The organism is Agrobacterium sp. CNPSo 2736 (assembly GCF_004005385.1).
Lineage (GTDB): Bacteria > Pseudomonadota > Alphaproteobacteria > Rhizobiales > Rhizobiaceae > Agrobacterium > Agrobacterium leguminum.
This window is the reverse complement of record NZ_RZTX01000007.1, coordinates 26,941-44,715: the sequence shown is the minus strand read 5'-3', so window position 1 is coordinate 44,715 and position 17,775 is coordinate 26,941. Positions and strand designations below refer to the sequence as shown.

18 protein-coding genes are annotated in these 17,775 nt (G+C 61.1%); 6 read left to right on the top strand and 12 right to left on the bottom strand.

Going from position 1 to position 17,775, the window contains the following annotated elements:
- Positions 1 to 429: 429 nt before the first annotated feature.
- The 7 genes from glp to EM858_RS13670 form a co-directional block, all read right to left on the bottom strand.
- On the bottom strand, positions 430 to 1,647 hold the full coding sequence (glp, locus tag EM858_RS13700; protein WP_127756919.1) for a gephyrin-like molybdotransferase Glp: 1,218 nt from the start codon (positions 1,645 to 1,647) through the stop codon (positions 430 to 432).
- The gene (gene moaC, locus EM858_RS13695; protein WP_065655981.1) at positions 1,648 to 2,139 is read right to left on the bottom strand and encodes a cyclic pyranopterin monophosphate synthase MoaC; all 492 of its coding nucleotides are present in this window, start codon (positions 2,137 to 2,139) and stop codon (positions 1,648 to 1,650) included.
- Positions 2,140 to 2,146: 7 nt separating this feature from the next.
- Positions 2,147 to 2,962: an indole-3-glycerol phosphate synthase TrpC gene (gene trpC, locus EM858_RS13690; RefSeq protein WP_127756918.1), complete on the bottom strand. Its 816-nt coding sequence runs from the start codon at positions 2,960 to 2,962 to the stop codon at positions 2,147 to 2,149.
- Between the two features lie 10 nt (positions 2,963 to 2,972).
- Complete coding sequence (gene trpD, locus EM858_RS13685; protein ID WP_127756917.1) at positions 2,973 to 3,992, bottom strand: anthranilate phosphoribosyltransferase; 1,020 nt, start codon at positions 3,990 to 3,992, stop codon at positions 2,973 to 2,975.
- 18 nt (positions 3,993 to 4,010) lie between these two features.
- On the bottom strand, positions 4,011 to 5,903 hold the full coding sequence (locus tag EM858_RS13680) for a peptidylprolyl isomerase (RefSeq protein WP_127756916.1): 1,893 nt from the start codon (positions 5,901 to 5,903) through the stop codon (positions 4,011 to 4,013).
- A 269-nt stretch (positions 5,904 to 6,172) separates the two neighbouring features.
- Complete coding sequence (locus EM858_RS27620) at positions 6,173 to 6,307, bottom strand: hypothetical protein (RefSeq protein WP_003522748.1); 135 nt, start codon at positions 6,305 to 6,307, stop codon at positions 6,173 to 6,175.
- 40 nt (positions 6,308 to 6,347) lie between these two features.
- Positions 6,348 to 6,527 (bottom strand): hypothetical protein, encoded by a 180-nt coding sequence (locus EM858_RS13670; protein WP_003522749.1) that lies wholly within the window; start codon positions 6,525 to 6,527, stop codon positions 6,348 to 6,350.
- 436 nt (positions 6,528 to 6,963) lie between these two features.
- On the opposite strand from EM858_RS13670, the gene coaD reads away from it, so the two are divergent.
- From coaD to EM858_RS13635, 6 genes are all read left to right on the top strand, one after another.
- Positions 6,964 to 7,458: a pantetheine-phosphate adenylyltransferase gene (gene coaD / locus EM858_RS13660; RefSeq protein WP_020810243.1), complete on the top strand. Its 495-nt coding sequence runs from the start codon at positions 6,964 to 6,966 to the stop codon at positions 7,456 to 7,458.
- Between the two features lie 29 nt (positions 7,459 to 7,487).
- A complete protein-coding gene (locus EM858_RS13655) occupies positions 7,488 to 8,057 on the top strand; it encodes a peptidylprolyl isomerase (RefSeq protein ID WP_080816902.1) in 570 nt (189 codons plus the stop codon).
- A gap of 37 nt (positions 8,058 to 8,094) precedes the next feature.
- The gene (locus EM858_RS13650) at positions 8,095 to 8,604 is read left to right on the top strand and encodes a peptidylprolyl isomerase (RefSeq protein WP_020810245.1); all 510 of its coding nucleotides are present in this window, start codon (positions 8,095 to 8,097) and stop codon (positions 8,602 to 8,604) included.
- Between the two features lie 244 nt (positions 8,605 to 8,848).
- Positions 8,849 to 9,931, top strand: coding sequence for a tRNA preQ1(34) S-adenosylmethionine ribosyltransferase-isomerase QueA (queA, locus tag EM858_RS13645; RefSeq protein ID WP_127756915.1), 1,083 nt, complete (start codon positions 8,849 to 8,851; stop codon positions 9,929 to 9,931).
- Positions 9,931 to 11,061: a tRNA guanosine(34) transglycosylase Tgt gene (gene tgt / locus EM858_RS13640; RefSeq protein WP_031233875.1), complete on the top strand. Its 1,131-nt coding sequence runs from the start codon at positions 9,931 to 9,933 to the stop codon at positions 11,059 to 11,061. Before queA ends, tgt begins: the two co-directional genes overlap by 1 nt.
- A 37-nt stretch (positions 11,062 to 11,098) precedes the next feature.
- Positions 11,099 to 12,256 carry an aminodeoxychorismate synthase component I gene (locus EM858_RS13635; RefSeq protein ID WP_127756914.1) on the top strand — a complete coding sequence of 386 codons (1,158 nt, stop codon included), beginning with the start codon at positions 11,099 to 11,101 and terminating at the stop codon, positions 12,254 to 12,256.
- Here EM858_RS13635 and EM858_RS13630 read toward each other — a convergent pair whose 3' ends face one another.
- From EM858_RS13630 to EM858_RS13610, 5 genes are all read right to left on the bottom strand, one after another.
- Positions 12,257 to 13,534, bottom strand: coding sequence for a type III PLP-dependent enzyme (locus tag EM858_RS13630; RefSeq protein WP_164865425.1), 1,278 nt, complete (start codon positions 13,532 to 13,534; stop codon positions 12,257 to 12,259).
- A complete protein-coding gene (locus tag EM858_RS13625) occupies positions 13,518 to 15,050 on the bottom strand; it encodes an AMP-binding protein (RefSeq protein ID WP_127756913.1) in 1,533 nt (510 codons plus the stop codon). Before EM858_RS13625 ends, EM858_RS13630 begins: the two co-directional genes overlap by 17 nt.
- Complete coding sequence (locus EM858_RS13620; protein ID WP_127756912.1) at positions 15,047 to 15,310, bottom strand: acyl carrier protein; 264 nt, start codon at positions 15,308 to 15,310, stop codon at positions 15,047 to 15,049. Before EM858_RS13620 ends, EM858_RS13625 begins: the two co-directional genes overlap by 4 nt.
- A 105-nt stretch (positions 15,311 to 15,415) precedes the next feature.
- A complete protein-coding gene (locus EM858_RS13615) occupies positions 15,416 to 16,156 on the bottom strand; it encodes a hypothetical protein (RefSeq protein WP_164865424.1) in 741 nt (246 codons plus the stop codon).
- Between the two features lie 288 nt (positions 16,157 to 16,444).
- Entirely contained in the window at positions 16,445 to 17,572 is a 1,128-nt protein-coding gene (locus EM858_RS13610) for an S-(hydroxymethyl)glutathione dehydrogenase/class III alcohol dehydrogenase (RefSeq protein ID WP_127756910.1), read from the bottom strand.
- Positions 17,573 to 17,775: the final 203 nt, after the last annotated feature.

The following is a 17,775-nucleotide window of genomic DNA, read 5'->3' as shown; positions in this document are numbered from 1 at the left end:
AACTAATTTTTGTGCCCGGAAACTTCATTTTCGTCACTTTTTATTTTATTTAATTGATAAATATAAGTAATTTTCATTTTGAAGAATTCCGGAAATTTTTCCCTCTACTATTCGCCTTGGTGACAGCATCGCATTTATTCTGTCAATCCCAATAACGGGATTCGTGTGATTTATTTTGGCACAACAATATGGAGAAATAATCCCGGGGCGGAAAGGCGCGGTGGTTTTTGAATTCGTGGAAATCCTGCCTATAGGCGGTTTTTTTTGTCATTCGTGCCGGGATACAGGAATGTTACAGTCTTATCTTCGGTTTCTGTGCCATGCGGCACGCGGCAGCGCCGTTTTGTGACGGCGCGGCAACCATTCGGTAGGGTTCAGGAAGAGGTCAGTTATGCTGCCGGCCGCAGGTCCGGCCGCATCGCATGCGTGTCAGGGTTTCAGCCTGATGACCGGGCATTCCGCCCCGGCCGCCGCCGCCGGCGCATTTGGCGGGCGCACGATCAGCCCGTCGGAATGGGCCAATATCTTCATCATCGATGAATCCTGCTTCGCATGGGCTTCCGCCACCAGCAGGCCGTTTTCGTCCGTGCTGAAACGGGCGCGGAGGTAATCCTGCCGGTGATCATTCGCTTTCAACGGCGTGGCGGTGCGGGCGGTGGTCGTGCGTTGCAGCGGCGTGCGGCGAGCGATGCTGCGGAGCAGCGGTTCGAGGAACAGCAGGCCGCAGACGAGGCTGGCAACCGGGTTTCCGGGCAGGCCCAGAACCTGCATGGCGCCGATGGACCCGACCATCAGCGGTTTCCCCGGACGCATGGCGATGCGCCAGAAATCGAGCTGCATGCCCTCCGCCTTCAAGGCGGCCTGTACGAGGTCGTGGTCGCCGACGGAGGCGCCGCCGAGCGTCACCAGCACATCGACCTTCGCCGCGACCGCCTTGCCGATGGCGGTGCGGATCAGCCTGTCATCATCGGCGATGATGCCGAGATCGAGAACGTCCGCACCTGCCTGCCGGGCGAGGGCTGCGACGCCGAAGGTGTTGGAGGCGATGATCTGCGCGGGCTGCGGCGCGCTTCCCGGCGGCAGCAGCTCATCGCCGGTGGCGAGTATGGCGATACGCGGCCTGCGATAGACAGTGAGCGCGGCATGGTTCATCGCTGCCGCGAGCGTCAGGTCGGTGAAACCGAGTTCCTGCCCGGTCTTCAGGGCTGCTTCGCCTTCGGTAAAATCCTGTCCGCGCGGGCGGATATGTCGCCCCGCGGTGACGTCGAAGGTGGTGCGGATTTTTCCGCCCTCCAGCACTTCGGCATCTTCCTGAATGAGAATGGAATCCGCACCCTGCGGCACGGGCGCGCCGGTGAAGATGCGCACGGCCTGGCCTTCACCCACCGTGCCGGTAAAGGCATGGCCGGCGGCGGCCTGACCGATGACGGTGAGGACCGAGCCGAGCGCCGCCGCATCGGCGCTGCGCAGCGCATAACCGTCCATGGCCGAGGCGTCGAATGGCGGCTGGGTGAGGCGCGCCGTGAGATCGGCCGAGAGAACCCGGCCATCGCATTCGGCAAGCGGCAGGGTTTCGCTTTCGGTCACCGGAACCGCTGCTTCCAGAAGGCGTCTTATGGCCTCATCCACGGGCAGCAGCGGTTTCATTCAAGTCTCCTGTCGCCGGAAATCGCCGGATTTGCCGCCGCTCTTTTCGAGAAGGCGGATATTGACGATTTCCATCGCCTTGTCGGCGGCCTTGGCCATGTCGTAGATCGTCAGGCAGGCGATGGACACGGCGGTCAGCGCTTCCATCTCCACGCCGGTCTTGCCGGACAGTTTTACCAGCGCTTCAACCCGCAGGCCGGGCAGGGCAGCGTCTTCGGTAATATCCACCGCCACCTTTGTCAGCATCAGCGGATGGCAGAGCGGGATAAGATTTGCCGTTTGTTTGGCGGCCATGATGCCGGCAAGGCGTGCGGTGCCGATGACATCGCCCTTCTTGGCATTACCCTCGCGGATGAGCGCCAGCGTTTCCGGCTTCATCTTCACGAAGCCTTCGGCGACGGCGACACGGACGGTCTCGGCCTTGTCGCCGACATCGACCATATGTGCCTCGCCGCCCGCATCGATATGGGTGAGCTTTCCAGCCTCGCTCATCGCTGCATCATTCCGCTGCCAGAATGCCGGATTGGCCGGTCAGAAGGGCTTTGGTGGCCGCCGTCACATCGTCCTTGCGCATCAGGCTTTCGCCGACGAGGAAGGTGCCGATGCCGCTTTTTTCGAGACGCTTACAATCCTCGAAGGTGAAGATGCCGCTTTCGCCGACCAGCAGCTTTTCCGCCGGCACGAGGCCTGCGAGCTTCTCGCTGGTTTCGAGGCTGACTTCGAAGGTGCGCAGATTGCGGTTGTTGATGCCGAGAAGCGGCGAAGCGAGCTTCAGCGCCCGTTCCGTTTCTTCCTCATCATGTACTTCCACCAGCACATCCATGCCGAGCGCGAAAGCCTCATCTTCAAGGCGTTTCGCCTCGTCGTCGGAAAGCGAGGCCATGATGAGGAGAATGCAGTCCGCGCCCCAGGCGCGAGCCTCATGCACCTGATAAGTCTCGAACATGAAATCCTTGCGCAGCGCCGGCAGGGCGCAGGCATTGCGGGCGGCGGTCAGGAATTCCGGGGCGCCCTGAAAACTTGGGCTATCCGTCAGCACGGACAGACAGGCGGCGCCGCCGGCTTGATAGGCGGCGGCCAGAGCCGGCGGATCGAAATCCGGACGGATCAGGCCTTTCGAGGGGCTGGCCTTCTTGATTTCGGCGATCAGGCCGAACTTGCCTTCGGCCTGCTTTGCCCGGAGCGCCCTGTAGAAACCGCGCGGTGCGCTCTGGCCTGCGGCCATGGCCTTCAGATCGGCCAGCGAAACCTTCGCCTTGGCGGCGGCGATTTCCTCGCGCTTGTAAATCTCGATCTTTTTCAGAATGTCGCTCATGATCTCGCTCTCATTCCTGATCCTCGTTGGACACGGCAACCAGACGGTCGAGCGCGGCTGCGGCCTTGCCGCTATCCAGCGCTTCGCTGACGATCGCCATCGCCTGAGACAGTGTCTCCGCCTTGCCGGCGATAACCAGCGCTGCGGCCGCGTTGCACAGCGACACGTCGCGATAGGCGTTGCGCTTGCCGGACAGAACCTCGCGCAGCGCCGCCGCATTGGCAATGCCGTCGCCGCCCTTCAGATCTTCCATGGAAGCGGGCTCGACACCGAAATCCTTCGGCGTCAGGTCGAAGGTGCGGATCTTGCCATTTTCCAGTGCCGCGACATGGGTAACGCCCGTGGTCGTCACCTCGTCCATGCCGTCGCCATGCACGACCCAGATGCTTTCCGAACCAAGATCGCGCAGCACTTCGGCAAGCGGCACCAGCCAGCGCGGCGAAAAGACGCCGAGCAGTTGCCGTTTGGCGCCGGCCGGGTTGGAGAGGGGGCCGAGCAGGTTGAAGATGGTGCGCGTGCCGAGTTCGACGCGGCTTGGGCCGACATGGCGCATGGCCGAATGGTGAAGCTGCGCGAACATGAAACCGAGACCCGCCTCGCTGATGCAGCGGGCGATGAGTTCCGGACCGATATCGAGCTTCACGCCGAGCGCCGAGAGCGCATCCGCCGTGCCGGATTTGGAGCTCAGCGCCCGGTTGCCATGCTTGGCGACCGGCAGGCCGGTGCCGGCGACGATGATCGAGGCGAGCGTCGAGATATTATAGGTGCCGATGCCGTCACCGCCGGTGCCGACGATATCGATGGCATTGGCGGGGGCCGAAACCGGCAGCATGCGGGAACGCATGGAGGAGACGGCGCCGACGATTTCGTCCACCGTTTCGCCGCGCACGCGCAGCGCCATCAGGAAACCGCCGATCTGCGACGGCGTGGCTTCGCCCGACATCAGAATGTCGAAAGCCGCCCGCGATTCCTCGCGGTTCAGGCTTTCTCCATTTGCGACCTTGGCGATCAGCGGCTTCAGTTCGGCCATCTTGTCGCCCCCCCCCGGTTAGAAGCCGACCATCGCCTGATCGGCGAGGGCCTGATTGATGGTGACACCATAGTCATTCTGCAGGCGGTTGACCATCTGGTCCAGCATGTCGTCGCCGGCCGCGCGGGCAATGGCGGCGAACTGCTGGTCGTCATTGGCGAGCGCGTCGGCAGGCGCATTGGTGTCGACCGAGGTGACCTTGAAGAGGATGCGGCTGGAACCGTCAGCATCGGCCGCCGTGCCTACCTTGCCCTCCGCGCCGGAGAAGACCGCCGCGATCGTCTGCTGGCCGAAAATAGCGTCTTCGCTGTTGCGGCGCAGGCCGGATTTCTGTTCGACGGCAAGGCTGAGCTCACCGGCCACGGTTTCCAGCGTGTCGCCCTTTTCGACGCGCGCCTTCAGTTCCTCGGCCTTGGCGGCAAGCGCGTTGCGCTGCTGCTCCGCCGTCCAGTCGGCCACGACATCGTCACGAACTTCGGCAAGCGTGCGGTCGCGGGCGGCGATGATCTGGTCGACATCGAACCAGATGTAGCCTTCACGGCCGAGATTGATCGGCAGCGCTTCCGTGCCGGGTTCGGTCTTGAAGACCTCCTGCGCCAGCTGCGGGGAGGGCAGGCCCTCTACCGCATCGCCCTTTTCATCGAGGCCGGAAGCGTCGATGGCGGCGATGGTGACGGGTTTCAGGTTCAACTGCGTTGCCGCATCGGCGAGCGAAGAACCGCCGGCGCGCAGATCCTCGTAACGGTCGTGAACATTGGTGATTTCTTCCGCAGCGGCGGCGGTGGCGAGGTCCTTGCGGATATCTTCCTTCGCCTCTTCCAGCGTGCGGGTCGTTTCCGGCTTGATGCCGGTGACGCGCAGGAGAACCGGGCCGAAGGAACCCTGGACCACCGGCGATACGCCGCCATCCTTCTGGATGGCGAAAGCGGCGTCGGCAATCGACTGGTCGGGGATGGTATCCCTGGTGAATTCGCCGAGCGTGACGTCGGAAGCGGTCTTGCCCTGATCCTTCACCACCTGGTCATAGGTGGTATTGCCGAGGCGGATCTGCTCGGCGGCGGCCTCTGCCATTTCCTTTTCAGGGAAGGTCAGCTGCTCCACCGTGCGGCGGCCGGCGGTGCGGAAGCTGTCCTTGTGGCTGTTATAATAATCGGCGATCTGGGCGTCGGTGACGGCGGCCTGATCGGCGATATCGGACGGCTCAAGCTTCACATAGGTGAACTTGCGGAACTCGGGCGCGCGATATTTCGTCTTGTTGGTTTCGAACCAGGGGGCAAGCACGTCGTCGCCCGGCGCCTTGACCGGCGGAATGACGGCGTTCGAAAGAATGACGTAATCGACGGCGCGCTGCTCGTTGCGATATTGCTTGAGCGCTTCCACCAGCACCTGCGGCGCGGCAAAACCGTCGGAAACGGCTTCGACGATCTGGCTGCGGACGGCGACCTTGCTGCGTTCCTTGATATAGTCATCCTCGCGGAAACCGGAATTGCGCAGGCGCTCGCTGAAGAGATTGCGGTCGAACTGGCCGTTGACCGACTTGAAGGCCGGGTCTTCGGCAATGAGGTTGGCGAGGCGGTTTTCCGAAAGGCCGAGATTCATCTTCGAGGCCAGCTCGTCAAGCGCTGCACCGGCCGCAAGCTGGCTGAAGACCTGACGGTCGATGCCGAAGGCCTTGGCCTGTTCGGTCGTCAGCCTTGTGCCGAACTGGCGGCTGAGATCGGAAATCTGGCGCTGATAGGCGAGGCGGAATTCCTCGGGGCTGACCGTCTGGTCGCCCACTGTCATGACGGCGTGGGAATTGGCGGTGACAAGCGATGCGGAAACGCCCCAGATGCCAAAAGAGACAACAAGCAGGAGAAGCAGCAGCTTGGCTGCCATGGTTCGAGAAGCATTTCTCAGGGAATCGAGCATCGTTATGCAAACCTCACAGGAACGTCATCGCGGTCGCCGGCTGTCCGGCCCGCAACGTATCGGCGTTCCTTAAATCAATCCAAACGGAAATTGAAGGGAATTTGCCTTGGAAAAACGGGGTTTTGAAAACGCTTGTGTGATTGGAGGCGGGATTTTCCACCATCGTCTTCGCCGTGTTGCCCCCGCGAGGCGCAAAATAAAACCGCCCGGAAGGTCCAGGCGGTTGAAAAGAATCACTTTTAAGCGGCCGTCTGCCCGGCCCGTCGCGCTCAGAAGGCGCGGTCGCGCCGGATCATCGCCTTGAATTCCTCGTCCTCACGTCGCATCTCGGCGACCACGGAAACCATCGATGTCACGAACATAACGCTGATCAGGGCAAGAAGCATTGTCAGAAATGTGAACATGATATCGTCTCCGGGAGTTTTGAGAAAATTCTCTCCGTTATCAGTAATAATTCATATACTGATAACGGGCGGTCAGCTGCGGATAGTCCGGGCCCAGCTTTTCAGGCTTCTGTTCATAAAGGCTAAACGTCGTTGCTACCATTGCGATAACCAGTACTGTCCAGGCTGTGCTGATGACGCTGATTTTCGCCGAAGTAGACTGTTTTTCTCTTATAAACATCTGTCCGTTCCTTTGGTTCTTTCTTAACGCGCCATGTCTCGACATGTTCCGCGTCAACCGTAAAAATCGATTAGCATCGCGCCTGTGAAACTTCCTTGAATGGCTCGTTCATCTGGCGTTCAGGAAACTGGCTGATGTCGTCATTCGAGAAAAAGATACTCGGCAGCGAATGATGCGATGATCGAAAGGACGATCATGAAGGCCAGCATTTTCAATTCTCCGGATGCTTAACGAGTGAGGGGCGTTTCGGTTTCCCGATGTTGTGCATTTAAACAAAATAGCTGTGAAACCGCACTGAACGGCCCATTCATCCGGGGTTCACGCCGCAGCCGCGCTTGTGAGGGGTGGTTATAAAGTCTTGCGCCGCGTGCCTCTCCATGACAAAAGGCGGCACATATGCTGAAGCGTCGAGACGCGCCCACCACCTGAGAGCGATATGACGATTGCCTTTTATCCAGGATCCTTCGATCCGATGACCAACGGACATCTGGATGTGCTTATTCAGGCGCTGAACGTGGCGTCGAAAGTCATCGTCGCCGTCGGCATTCATCCCGGAAAAGCGCCGCTGTTCAGCTTCGAGGAGCGGGCAGGGCTGATAAAGCGGGCGCTTGCCGAACATCTGCCGGGCGAAGCGGCGCGCATGGAAGTCGTCTCCTTCGATAATCTGGTCGTCGATGCCGCCCGGGAGCACGGCGCGCGCCTTCTGCTGCGCGGCCTGCGCGACGGCACCGATCTCGATTATGAAATGCAGATGGCCGGGATGAACCGCCAGATGGCGCCCGATATCCAGACCGTATTCCTGCCCGCCGGCACCTCGTCGCGACCCATTACAGCCACATTGGTCCGGCAGATCGCCGCCATGGGCGGCAATGTCGACGCCTTCGTGCCGAAAGCCGTGCTTGAAGCCCTCAACGCCAAGCTGAAGCGCTGACTTCAGCCCCACATTCTGGAGCCAATCCGATGAAACTCGTTCGATTTGCCTTTGCCGGCGCCATGTTTGCAGGCGCGCTTGCCGCCAGCACCATTGCTTCCGCCGCCGAACTTCTCACCGTCCAGCTGAAGGATGGTCCCGTTGTCATCGAGCTGATGCCGGATGTCGCGCCCAAGCACGTGGCGCAGATCGAGGCGCTGGCCAAGAAGGGCGCTTATGACAATGTCGCCTTCCACCGCGTCATCGACGGCTTCATGGCGCAGACCGGCGACGTGCAGTATGGCAACATGGAAAAGAGCTTCAACGCCCAGCGTGCGGGTACGGGCGGTTCCGACCTGCCGGATATTCCGGCCGAATTCTCCAAGGTTCCCTTCACGCGCGGCGTGGTCGGCATGGCCCGCTCGCAGGATCCGAATTCCGCCAACTCGCAGTTCTTCATCATGTTTGCTGATGGCCCGTTCCTGAACGGCCAGTACACCGTGGTCGGCAAGGTCGTGTCCGGCATGGAAGCCGTGGACAAGATCAAGCGCGGCGCCGGCGGTAACGGCGAAGTTTCCAACCCCGACCGGATGATCAAGGTCACCGTCGGCAAAAAGTAAGGTAAGGGCAATAGAGCCCGAACAGAGGAGAATAATCATGGCCGAGATCAAGGATCCGGAAAACACCATCATCATGGAAACGACGACCGGCAAGGTCGTGATCCAGCTGCTGCCGGAAGTTGCTCCGGGCCACGTCGCCCGCATCAAGGAACTCGTATCGGAAGGCGCTTATGACGGCGTCGTTTTCCACCGCGTCATCGAAGACTTCATGGCCCAGACGGGCGACGTGAAGTTCGGCAAGAAGGGTGCGGAAAGCTTCAACCCGGCACGCGCCGGCATGGGCGGCTCCGACAAGCCGGACCTGAAGGCCGAGTTCTCCGCCATTCCGCACGTGCGCGGCACCTGCTCCATGGCCCGTTCGCAGAACCCGAACTCTGCCAACTCGCAGTTCTTCATCTGCTTCACGGATTCGCCGTGGCTCAACAAGCAGTACACCGTCTGGGGCCAGGTCATCGAAGGCATGGAAGCCATCGACAAGGTCAAGCGCGGCGAGCCGGTGAAGGACCCGGATTCGATCGTTTCCATCAAGCTCGCTTCTGCGGCCTGAGGGATAATGAATCACGCCGCCCCGCAGGCAACTGCGGGGCGGTTCGAATGTTGAGAAGGTTGTCAGAACCTCTCCGTCGTCATCCTCGGGCTTGTCCCGAGGATCTAACCACGTTGACGTTGTGGATCGTTAGATCCTCGGGACAAGCCCGAGGATGACGCCTCGTTAGAGGAAGTCTTGTCACCACCTTCCACCCGCCCCATGCAATGCAGGGCGGGTTTTGATATTTTCGAGAGCCTTTGCAATGCGTGTAGACCTGTTCGATTTCGATCTGCCCGAGGAGAATATCGCCCTGCGCCCGGCGAACCCGCGTGATAGCGCGCGCCTGCTCGTCGTCGATCCGAATGAGAACCGCATGGAAGACCATCGCGTCTTCGACCTGCCGTCCTTCCTGAAGCCCGGCGATGCGCTGGTGTTCAACGATACCCGCGTCATTCCCGCCCAGCTGGAAGGTGTACGCCTGCGCGAAGGTGCGCCGGAGACGGCGGTTTCGGCCACGCTGCACATGCGTACCGATCAGTCTCGCTGGAAGGCCTTCGCGCGTCCCGGCAAGCGCATCAAGCAGGGCGACCGCATCCGGTTCGGTTATGAGCGCGACAATGCCTGCGGCCTTGCCCACCTGGAAGCCACCGTCGAGGAAAAGGGCGAGGATGGCGAAATCACGCTGCTGTTCGACGTTTCCGGCCCGGTACTGGACGAGGCGATTGCCTCCGTCGGCCATATTCCCCTGCCGCCCTATATCGCCGCCAAGCGCCCGGAAGATGCGCAGGACCAGACCGATTACCAGACCATCTACGCCCGCGAAAAGGGAGCCGTTGCCGCCCCCACCGCCGGGCTGCATTTCACGCCCGATCTATTTGCCGCGCTGGACAAGGTGGGCATCGAGCGGCATTTCGTGACGCTTCACGTTGGGGCAGGCACCTTCCTTCCGGTGAAGTCCGACGATACCGACGATCACAAGATGCATTTCGAGATCGGCCATGTGTCGCAGGAAACCGCCGACCGGCTGAATGCCGTAAAGGCGCGCGGCGGACGGATTGTTTGTGTCGGCACGACCTCGCTGCGCCTGATCGAAAGTGCTGCCGACGAGAATGGCGTTATCCACCCATGGTCCGACGCCACCGGCATCTTCATCACGCCGGGATACCGCTTCAAGGCGGTCGATATTCTGATGACGAATTTCCACCTGCCGAAATCGACGCTGTTCATGCTCGTTTCGGCTTTCTGCGGTCTCGAAACGATGCGTGACGCTTACAGGCGCGCCATCGAAACCGGATACCGCTTCTATTCCTATGGCGATTCCAGCCTGTTGTTCCGGAAAAACTGATGCACGACAAATTCACCTTCACCCTGAAAGCCACGAGCGGCGGCGCGCGCCTCGGCGAAGTCGCCATGCCGCGCGGCGTCATCCGCACGCCCGCCTTCATGCCGGTCGGCACGGTCGGCACCGTCAAGGCCATGTATCTCGATCAGGTGCGCGAGCTGGGCGCCGATATCATTCTCGGCAATACCTATCACCTGATGCTGCGGCCGGGTCCGGAGCGTGTTGCCCGCCTCGGCGGTCTGCATGAGCTGATCCGCTGGCCGCATCCGATCCTCACCGATAGCGGCGGTTTTCAGGTCATGTCGCTTTCCGGCCTGCGCAAGCTGGACGAGCAGGGCGTGACCTTCAAGAGCCATGTGGACGGTTCGCTGCACCATATGTCGCCGGAACGCTCAATTGAAATTCAGGGCATGCTCGATTCGGATATCCAGATGCAGCTCGATGAATGCATCGCGCTGCCGGCCGAGCGCAAGGAAATCGAGCGCGCCATGGAAATGTCGCTGCGCTGGGCCGAGCGCTGCCGCGTTGCCTTTGGCGAGCAACCCGGCAAGGCCATGTTCGGCATCGTGCAGGGCGGCGACCAGCCGGATCTGCGCATTCGTTCCGCAGAGGGCCTCAAGCAGCTCGATCTCAAGGGTTATGCGGTCGGCGGCCTTGCCGTCGGCGAGCCGCAGGATGTGATGCTCGGCATGCTCGATATCACGCTGCCGGTGCTGCCCACCGAAAAACCGCGTTACCTGATGGGCGTCGGCACACCCGATGACATTCTGAAATCGGTGGCGCGCGGCATCGATATGTTCGACTGCGTGATGCCGACGCGCTCCGGCCGTCACGGGCTTGCCTTTACCCGTCGCGGCAAGGTCAATATCCGCAATGCCCGCCATGCCGAAGATATGCGCCCGCTCGACGAGCAGTCCAACTGCCCGGCCTCGCGCGATTATTCCCGCGCCTATCTGCATCATCTCACCCGCGCCAACGAGGCGCTGGGCGGCATGCTGCTCTCCTGGCACAATCTTGCCTATTATCAGGAGCTGATGCAGGGTATCCGCAAGTCTATCGAGGAAGGCCGTTTCGCCGATTTTTATGCGGAAACCATCGAAATGTGGGCGCGGGGCGATATAGACCCCATCTGACTCTTCCCGACTTTTTCTCCTGTTTCGGACGCTTTCCTTGGCACACGCGCCTTACGTTCTTTTCCGGGATGATACGACCGGCACGGTGACAGCCTTCACCGAGCCGGAAGAGATCATCGTCGCGGATGAACCGGCGTCGTTTTTTGCTGCGCTCAAGCGCATGGAAGAGCTGCGCCGGGCCGGGAAATACCTCGCCGGCTATATGTCCTACGAAGCGGGTTTCCTGTTCGAGCCGAAGCTCGCGCCATTTGCGGACGAGCCTCGCAACGTGCCGTTTCTCAATTTCGGCGTCTTTTCCGGCCCGCAGCCGGATGAGGGACGGTTTGCGCGCCCGGCAAATCTGCCGGACGCGGATGCGTTTCTGTCCGATCCCGTGCCGGCATGGACCCTTCAAGACTATTGCCAGCGTTTCGCGCGGTTACACGACCATCTGCGTCGCGGCGACTGTTACCAGGGCAATCTGACCATGCCGGTCCATGCCGGCTGGAGCGGCGATCCGCTGACGGCCTTCTGGTCGCTGATCGAACGGCAGCCAGTGAAATATGGCGCGCTGGTCGATCTCGGCGGCCCGGTCATCCTGTCGCGCTCACCGGAACTGTTCTTCTCGGTTGACGGGCAAGGTTTCATCGAAACCCATCCGATGAAGGGAACGACGCCGCGCGGAGCCGATGCGGAAGAAGACCGGGCGATTGTCGCGGCGATGCTGGCGGACGAAAAGACGCTCGCCGAAAACCGCATGATCGTCGATCTGCTGCGCAACGATATTTCCCGCATCACCGAAGTCGGCAGCCTTGATGTGCCACGGCTGTTCGATATCGAGACCTATCCGACCGTGCACCAGATGGTCAGCCATGTGCGGGCGAAACTTCTGCCTGACGTGACGGTGGAAGATATCTTCGCCGCCCTGTTTCCCTGCGGCTCCGTTACCGGCGCACCGAAAATGTGGGCGATGAAAATTCTGCGCGAGCTGGAAGCGACGCCGCGCGACGCCTATTGCGGCGCAATCGGCTTCATGTCTCCAAGTGGTGAGATGCGGTTCTCCGTGGCGATCCGCACGCTCAGCCTGTTTGATGACGGCCGTGCCGTCTTCAATGTCGGCGGCGGTATCGTGTTCGATTCCGTTGCCGAGGCGGAATATGACGAGTGTCTGTTGAAATCGAAGTTCGCGGTGGGGGACAGGTTGCTGCGGGGGTGATTATCGCCCGATCACCTCAAACACCCCATTCTCCACCAGCACCTCCTTCGCCGCCGCATGGCTCAGAAAACCCGCAGGGCTGGCGCTGGCGCCATAGGCGCCCGATTGCAGGATAGCGAGGAGATCGCCGGCCTTGAGCTTCGGCAGCGCCGCATTGCGGGCAAGCGTATCGAGCGGCGTGCAGAGCGGGCCGACGATGGTTGCCGTTTCCTCATGCTCCGCCAGCATCATGGCCGGTGCGATGATGGGATAGTTGCGCTTGACGATCTGGCCGAGATTGCCGGAGGCGGCGAGGTGGTGGTGCATGCCGCCATCCATCACCACGAAGGTGGTGCCGCGCGAGGTCTTTACCGAATTCACCTCCGCCACATAGACGCCGCCGGGACCGGCGAGGAAACGGCCGGGTTCGACGATGACATGGGCGTCGGTTATCAGCGGATGCGCCTTTACGAGCGCCTTGAGGTCGGGAATGGCGGCGCTGACTTTTTCAAGATCGAGCGGCGTTTCGCCTGCGAAATAGGGAATGCCGAGACCGCCGCCAAGATCGATGGTTTCGAGCGGCTTGCCGAGCATCCCGGCCATGCGCGCGGCAAGGAAAATGCCGTGTCGCCACTGGGAGACAAGCATGTCGGCATCGAGGATCTGCGTGCCACCGTAAATATGGACGCCGACGAGATCGATATATCGGGCGTCCTTGAAGAGCGGCAGGACATTTTCCAGCTCTTCCTCATCGAAACCGAAGGCCGTGGCCTTGCCGCCCATGCGCATCGCGCCGGCCTGTGCATCCGGCACCGGATTGATGCGGATCGAAGCCTTGACCGGCTTGCCGATTGCCTCGATGCGGGCGATTTCCTCGGCGCTTTCGATGTGGATTTCGCCGATGCCGCCCTCGATCACTTCGCGCAGCTCGGCCATGCCTTTGCCGGGGCCGGCGAAGATGATGTTTTGCGTTGCGACGCCGGCCCTGATGGCGGCGCGGTATTCGCCGACGGAAGCGATTTCCGCACCCGCACCTTCCTGCCGGAAAAGCGAGACGATGGCGGGCAGGGGGTTGGCCTTCACCGAATAATAGATATCGGCAAAACCGCCGAGCGCGGTTTCGAGATCGCGATAGGCGCGGCGCATGGCGGCGGCGTCATAGAGGAAGCAAGGCGTTCCGGTCCCGGCGACAATATCGCGCACGGGAAGTCCGCCGATCATCAGATCGTTCTCGCTTATGTCGAACAACCCGGCCGCAAAAGCCGGGCCGTGGCTCTGGGGTTTATCCGTTGGCGCCATTGTCCGTCCGTTCGCGCACCAGCGCGCGGTAATCCACCTTGCCATTGGCCGTGACCGGCAGCCGTTCGACCAGTTCGATGGCGCGCGGGATCATGAAGGGGGCGAGCATTTCGGCGGCCTTCTTCAGCGCCGCCGTTACATCGATATTCTGGTTGGCGGCAGTCGCCACGGCATGGACCTTTTCGCCCGCGAAGGGGTCGGGCAGTCCGATGACGGCGACCTGCTGGAAAAGGCCTGTCGACATCAGGCTTTCCTCAACCTCGGTCGGGCTGATGCGATAGCCGGACGATTTGATCATCGCATCGTTGCGGGCGACGAAGCTGAAGAAACCATCCTCGTCCTCCACCGCCAGATCGCCGGAATAACACACGGTCTCGCCGCCCAGCGCCGCCGGAATGAAGGGGTGAGGGCGCAGCACCTTTGCCGTATCCTCCGGCCGGTTCCAGTAACCCAGCGAGACGGTCGGGCCGCGATGGACGAGAATGCCGGGCTCACCCGGCTTCGCCCTCTGTCCCTTATCGGTGACGATGAAGATTTCGCATTCGGGAATGGCCTTGCCGATGGAGGTCGGGCGGCGGTCGATTTCATCGGGCGGCAGGAAGGTGGAGCGGAAGGCTTCCGTGAGGCCATACATCAGGTAGATTTTCGTATCCGGCAGCTTCTCGCGCAGCGCTTTTACGGTTTCCTGCGGCACGCGTCCGCCGGAATTGGTGATGTAACGCAGATGCGGCAGAGGCGTCTTTGCAAGCGACGGGGCCGCTTTTGTCAGGATCGCCCAGATCGTCGGCACGCCGGCGAGACCCGTGATGGCATGGTCGCGCAGATCGCGGACGATCTCATCGCCCAGCCGGAAGGTGGAGATGATCGTGGCCGCACCCTGTTCCACCGCCGTCAGCAGCTGGTTCAGGCCATAATCGAAGCTGAAGGGCAGGAGGGACAGAATGCGGTCGCTGCCGGTGATTGCCAGATAGGTGCGCACGATGCGCGCGCCGGCCAGAAGATTGCGGTGCGACAGCATCACGCCCTTGGGCGAGCCGGTGGAGCCGGAGGTATAAAGAATGGCGGCCAGGTCTTCGCCGATTGCCGCTGAAGGCCGGGCGGGTGCGCCAGCGCGGGCCTCTATCTCTTCCGCCAGCAGGACCGTGACCTCGGGAAGGTCTTCCAGCGCCGCTTTCAGCTCATCCATCATCGCGGTGTCGCTGATGACGATTTTTGCACCGCAATCCCTGACGATATGGCGAATCTGCTGCGCCTTCAGCAATGCGTTCACCGGCACGAAGACGCCGGACGCCATGCTCACGCCAAAGATCGACCAGCATTCCTCTATGCCGCGCGGCAGATAGATGACGACGCGGTCTCCGCGTTGCGCTCCGGCTTCCTGCAATGCCGCCGCGCAACGGGCCGCCGCCGCAGCGAATTCGCGATAATTCAGCGATCGGGCCTTGTGGACGAGGGCCTGATCGTCGCTCGCCGCGCGGGCGGTAAGCAGGTGGTGCAGCAGGAAGTGGGGTGTCATCTCCTCCGTTCCCTGAGGACGAAGGCGATGAGATCGGCCGGCGTGCCGAGATTGTCGGGCGTGAAATGCTCGTCATCGAGAATGATGCCGAAACTTTCGCCGAGGAAGATCATCAGCTCCAGAAAGCCGAGCGAATCGATCACGCCGCCTTCGAGCAGCAGTGTGTCGGCGGAAAAGGGGGCATAGGCGGGAAAACGGTTGGAGAGATAGGAATAGATGGTATCGGCAACGTCGATTTCACTCTTTTTCGCTGCAAGCATGCTCGTTCTCCCATTTCCCGCGTGTTTCCCAATGACCTGCCCGGAACGGCGCTTTTTCTGTAAAGGCCAAGATTCCATCAAGTCGCGCACGACTCACTAAAATACCTACGGTGGCAATAACACCAACTCTGAGTATGCTTCGTTAATAAATCGTGGGTTCCATGCGCCTTTTACTTGTATCGGTGCAGATTTATGTGCGGCAAGCCCGCCGGCCTTTCGCTCTGCGCCCATTGCCGCCATGGTCAGCGCAAGCCGGCCGTGGCCAAGCAGGTGGCGGGCAATTGCGGATATGTGCCTTTGCGCGACCTGCCGGTCTTCGCAATGGATGAGGCGCGCGGATGGCAATCTTTTGGTCGTGGTTTTCAGGAAGACCAGCGGGTAATGGCGGTTCTCCGCCTCCATAACCGCCACGATGCAGCCGAGACGGGCATGGTCTTCCAGCATGTCGCGCGTTTCGGCGGAGAGTATTTCCGGTTTTATCTCTCCTGGCGGGCGCAGCCGTGCGCTTGCCGGGCGAAGCGCTGCAAGGGGCAGCGGATAAAAAAGCGTGCAATCGGTCACCGTCGCAAAGCCCAGCCTCTCATTCAGCTTGCAGGCTTCGGGAGAGGGGGTGAGATCGGTGAAGATTTCGCCCTCATTGGAGGAGGCCATCTGCAACATGCGCGGGGCGAACCAGCGGCAGGAAGGCTCCACATACCAGCTTGACAGGTTGACGACGATCCTTTCGGTCTCCGGCAGGCGGCTTTTGATCGTCAGCAGCACACCTGCGGCATCGTCGCCCTTCATCAGCAATTGCCCGATCGCACCGAGTTCGCGCCGCTCGTGATGTTCGCTGACGAGCGACAACCCGCGCGACCAGAAGGCCTCGCTTTTTTCCGGGAAGCCTTTCGCCAGAAGAGCGACGGCGGCGACGCGGTTTCCGTTGTCGATCGGTACGATTTTCAGGGTCGCTCTCCGCAGGTCTGGCGTCGTTCTGGGCGGGGAGGGATTTTCAACTCCACCGCGCAGTCTCGGCTTACGACGATAGATTTACCGTCCCGTTAATCGCAATGGCTGCAGCGGGTTGGAGGCGATCACATTTGCATGAAATGGCGGGCGCGTGCGGTTGCGCGCGCCCGCCTGCGTCTTATCCAATCAATAAACCACGACGCCGCGGATGCTTTCGCCCTTGTGCATCAGGTCGAAGCCCTTGTTGATGTCTTCGAGCGGCATGGTGTGGGTGATCATCGGGTCGATCTGGATTTTGCCTTCCATGTACCAGTCGACGATCTTCGGCACATCCGTGCGGCCGCGCGCGCCGCCAAAGGCCGTACCCATCCAGTTGCGGCCGGTGACGAGCTGGAACGGGCGCGTGGAGATTTCCTGGCCCGCGCCGGCAACGCCGATGATGACCGACTTGCCCCAGCCGCGATGCGAGGCTTCCAGCGCCTGGCGCATGACTTTGGTGTTGCCGGTGCAATCGAATGTGTAATCCGCGCCGCCGATCAGGTCGCCGTTGCGCTTCGTCATGTTGACGAGATAGGGCACGATGTCCTCGCCGACTTCCTTCGGGTTGACGAAGTGGGTCATGCCGAACTTCTCGCCCCAGGCCTTGCGGTCGGGGTTGATGTCCACGCCGATGATCATGTCCGCGCCGGCGAGGCGCAGGCCCTGCAGCACGTTGAGGCCGATGCCGCCGAGACCGAAGACAATCGCCGTGGAGCCGATCTCGACCTTCGCGGTATTGATGACCGCACCGATGCCGGTCGTCACGCCGCAGCCGATGTAGCAGACCTTGTCGAAGGGCGCGTCGGGATTGATCTTGGCGAGCGCGATCTCCGGCAGAACCGTATAGTTCGAGAAGGTCGAGCAGCCCATATAATGATGGATCTTGTCCTTGCCGATGGAGAAGCGCGAGGTGCCGTCCGGCATCACGCCCTGACCCTGGGTGGCGCGGATGGAGGTGCACAGATTGGTCTTGCGCGAGGTGCAGGAATAGCACTCGCGGCATTCCGGCGTGTAGAGCGGAATGACATGGTCGCCCTTCCTGACCGAGGTGACACCCGGTCCGACATCGACGACGACGCCCGCGCCCTCATGGCCGAGAATGGCCGGGAACAGGCCCTCCGGATCGGCACCGGACAGGGTGAAATCGTCTGTATGGCAGATGCCGGTCGCCTTGACCTCAACCAGCACTTCGCCGGCGCGGGGGCCTTCGAGTTGAACGGTCATGACCTCAAGCGGCTTTCCGGCCTGAATGGCAACTGCGGCGCGAACGTCCATATCTTATCTCCTGGCATTGTCTTGTGATTGAACAGGGCTGTTTTGCCCGAGCTTGGCTGGAGGGACAAGGGGCGAGCCCAAGTTTGTCGCCCCGAAGAAAACTGCATTACCGAAAACGGCCCGGCGATGACCGGCACGGCCACAATAATTCATATGTTCTAATTTATTAATAAATGAATTAAGCATATGAATTTGCAGCATAT

Coding starts and splice junctions, on each gene's coding strand:
- glp (WP_127756919.1), bottom strand. CDS start 1,647: ATGAAACCGCTGCTGCCCGTGGATGAGGCCATAAGACGCCTTCTGGAA.
- moaC (WP_065655981.1), bottom strand. CDS start 2,139: ATGAGCGAGGCTGGAAAGCTCACCCATATCGATGCGGGCGGCGAGGCA.
- trpC (WP_127756918.1), bottom strand. CDS start 2,962: ATGAGCGACATTCTGAAAAAGATCGAGATTTACAAGCGCGAGGAAATC.
- trpD (WP_127756917.1), bottom strand. CDS start 3,992: ATGGCCGAACTGAAGCCGCTGATCGCCAAGGTCGCAAATGGAGAAAGC.
- EM858_RS13680 (WP_127756916.1), bottom strand. CDS start 5,903: ATGCTCGATTCCCTGAGAAATGCTTCTCGAACCATGGCAGCCAAGCTG.
- EM858_RS27620 (WP_003522748.1), bottom strand. CDS start 6,307: ATGTTCACATTTCTGACAATGCTTCTTGCCCTGATCAGCGTTATGTTC.
- EM858_RS13670 (WP_003522749.1), bottom strand. CDS start 6,527: ATGTTTATAAGAGAAAAACAGTCTACTTCGGCGAAAATCAGCGTCATC.
- coaD (WP_020810243.1), top strand. CDS start 6,964: ATGACGATTGCCTTTTATCCAGGATCCTTCGATCCGATGACCAACGGA.
- EM858_RS13655 (WP_080816902.1), top strand. CDS start 7,488: ATGAAACTCGTTCGATTTGCCTTTGCCGGCGCCATGTTTGCAGGCGCG.
- EM858_RS13650 (WP_020810245.1), top strand. CDS start 8,095: ATGGCCGAGATCAAGGATCCGGAAAACACCATCATCATGGAAACGACG.
- queA (WP_127756915.1), top strand. CDS start 8,849: ATGCGTGTAGACCTGTTCGATTTCGATCTGCCCGAGGAGAATATCGCC.
- tgt (WP_031233875.1), top strand. CDS start 9,931: ATGCACGACAAATTCACCTTCACCCTGAAAGCCACGAGCGGCGGCGCG.
- EM858_RS13630 (WP_164865425.1), bottom strand. CDS start 13,534: ATGGCGCCAACGGATAAACCCCAGAGCCACGGCCCGGCTTTTGCGGCC.
- EM858_RS13625 (WP_127756913.1), bottom strand. CDS start 15,050: ATGACACCCCACTTCCTGCTGCACCACCTGCTTACCGCCCGCGCGGCG.
- EM858_RS13620 (WP_127756912.1), bottom strand. CDS start 15,310: ATGCTTGCAGCGAAAAAGAGTGAAATCGACGTTGCCGATACCATCTAT.
- EM858_RS13610 (WP_127756910.1), bottom strand. CDS start 17,572: ATGGACGTTCGCGCCGCAGTTGCCATTCAGGCCGGAAAGCCGCTTGAG.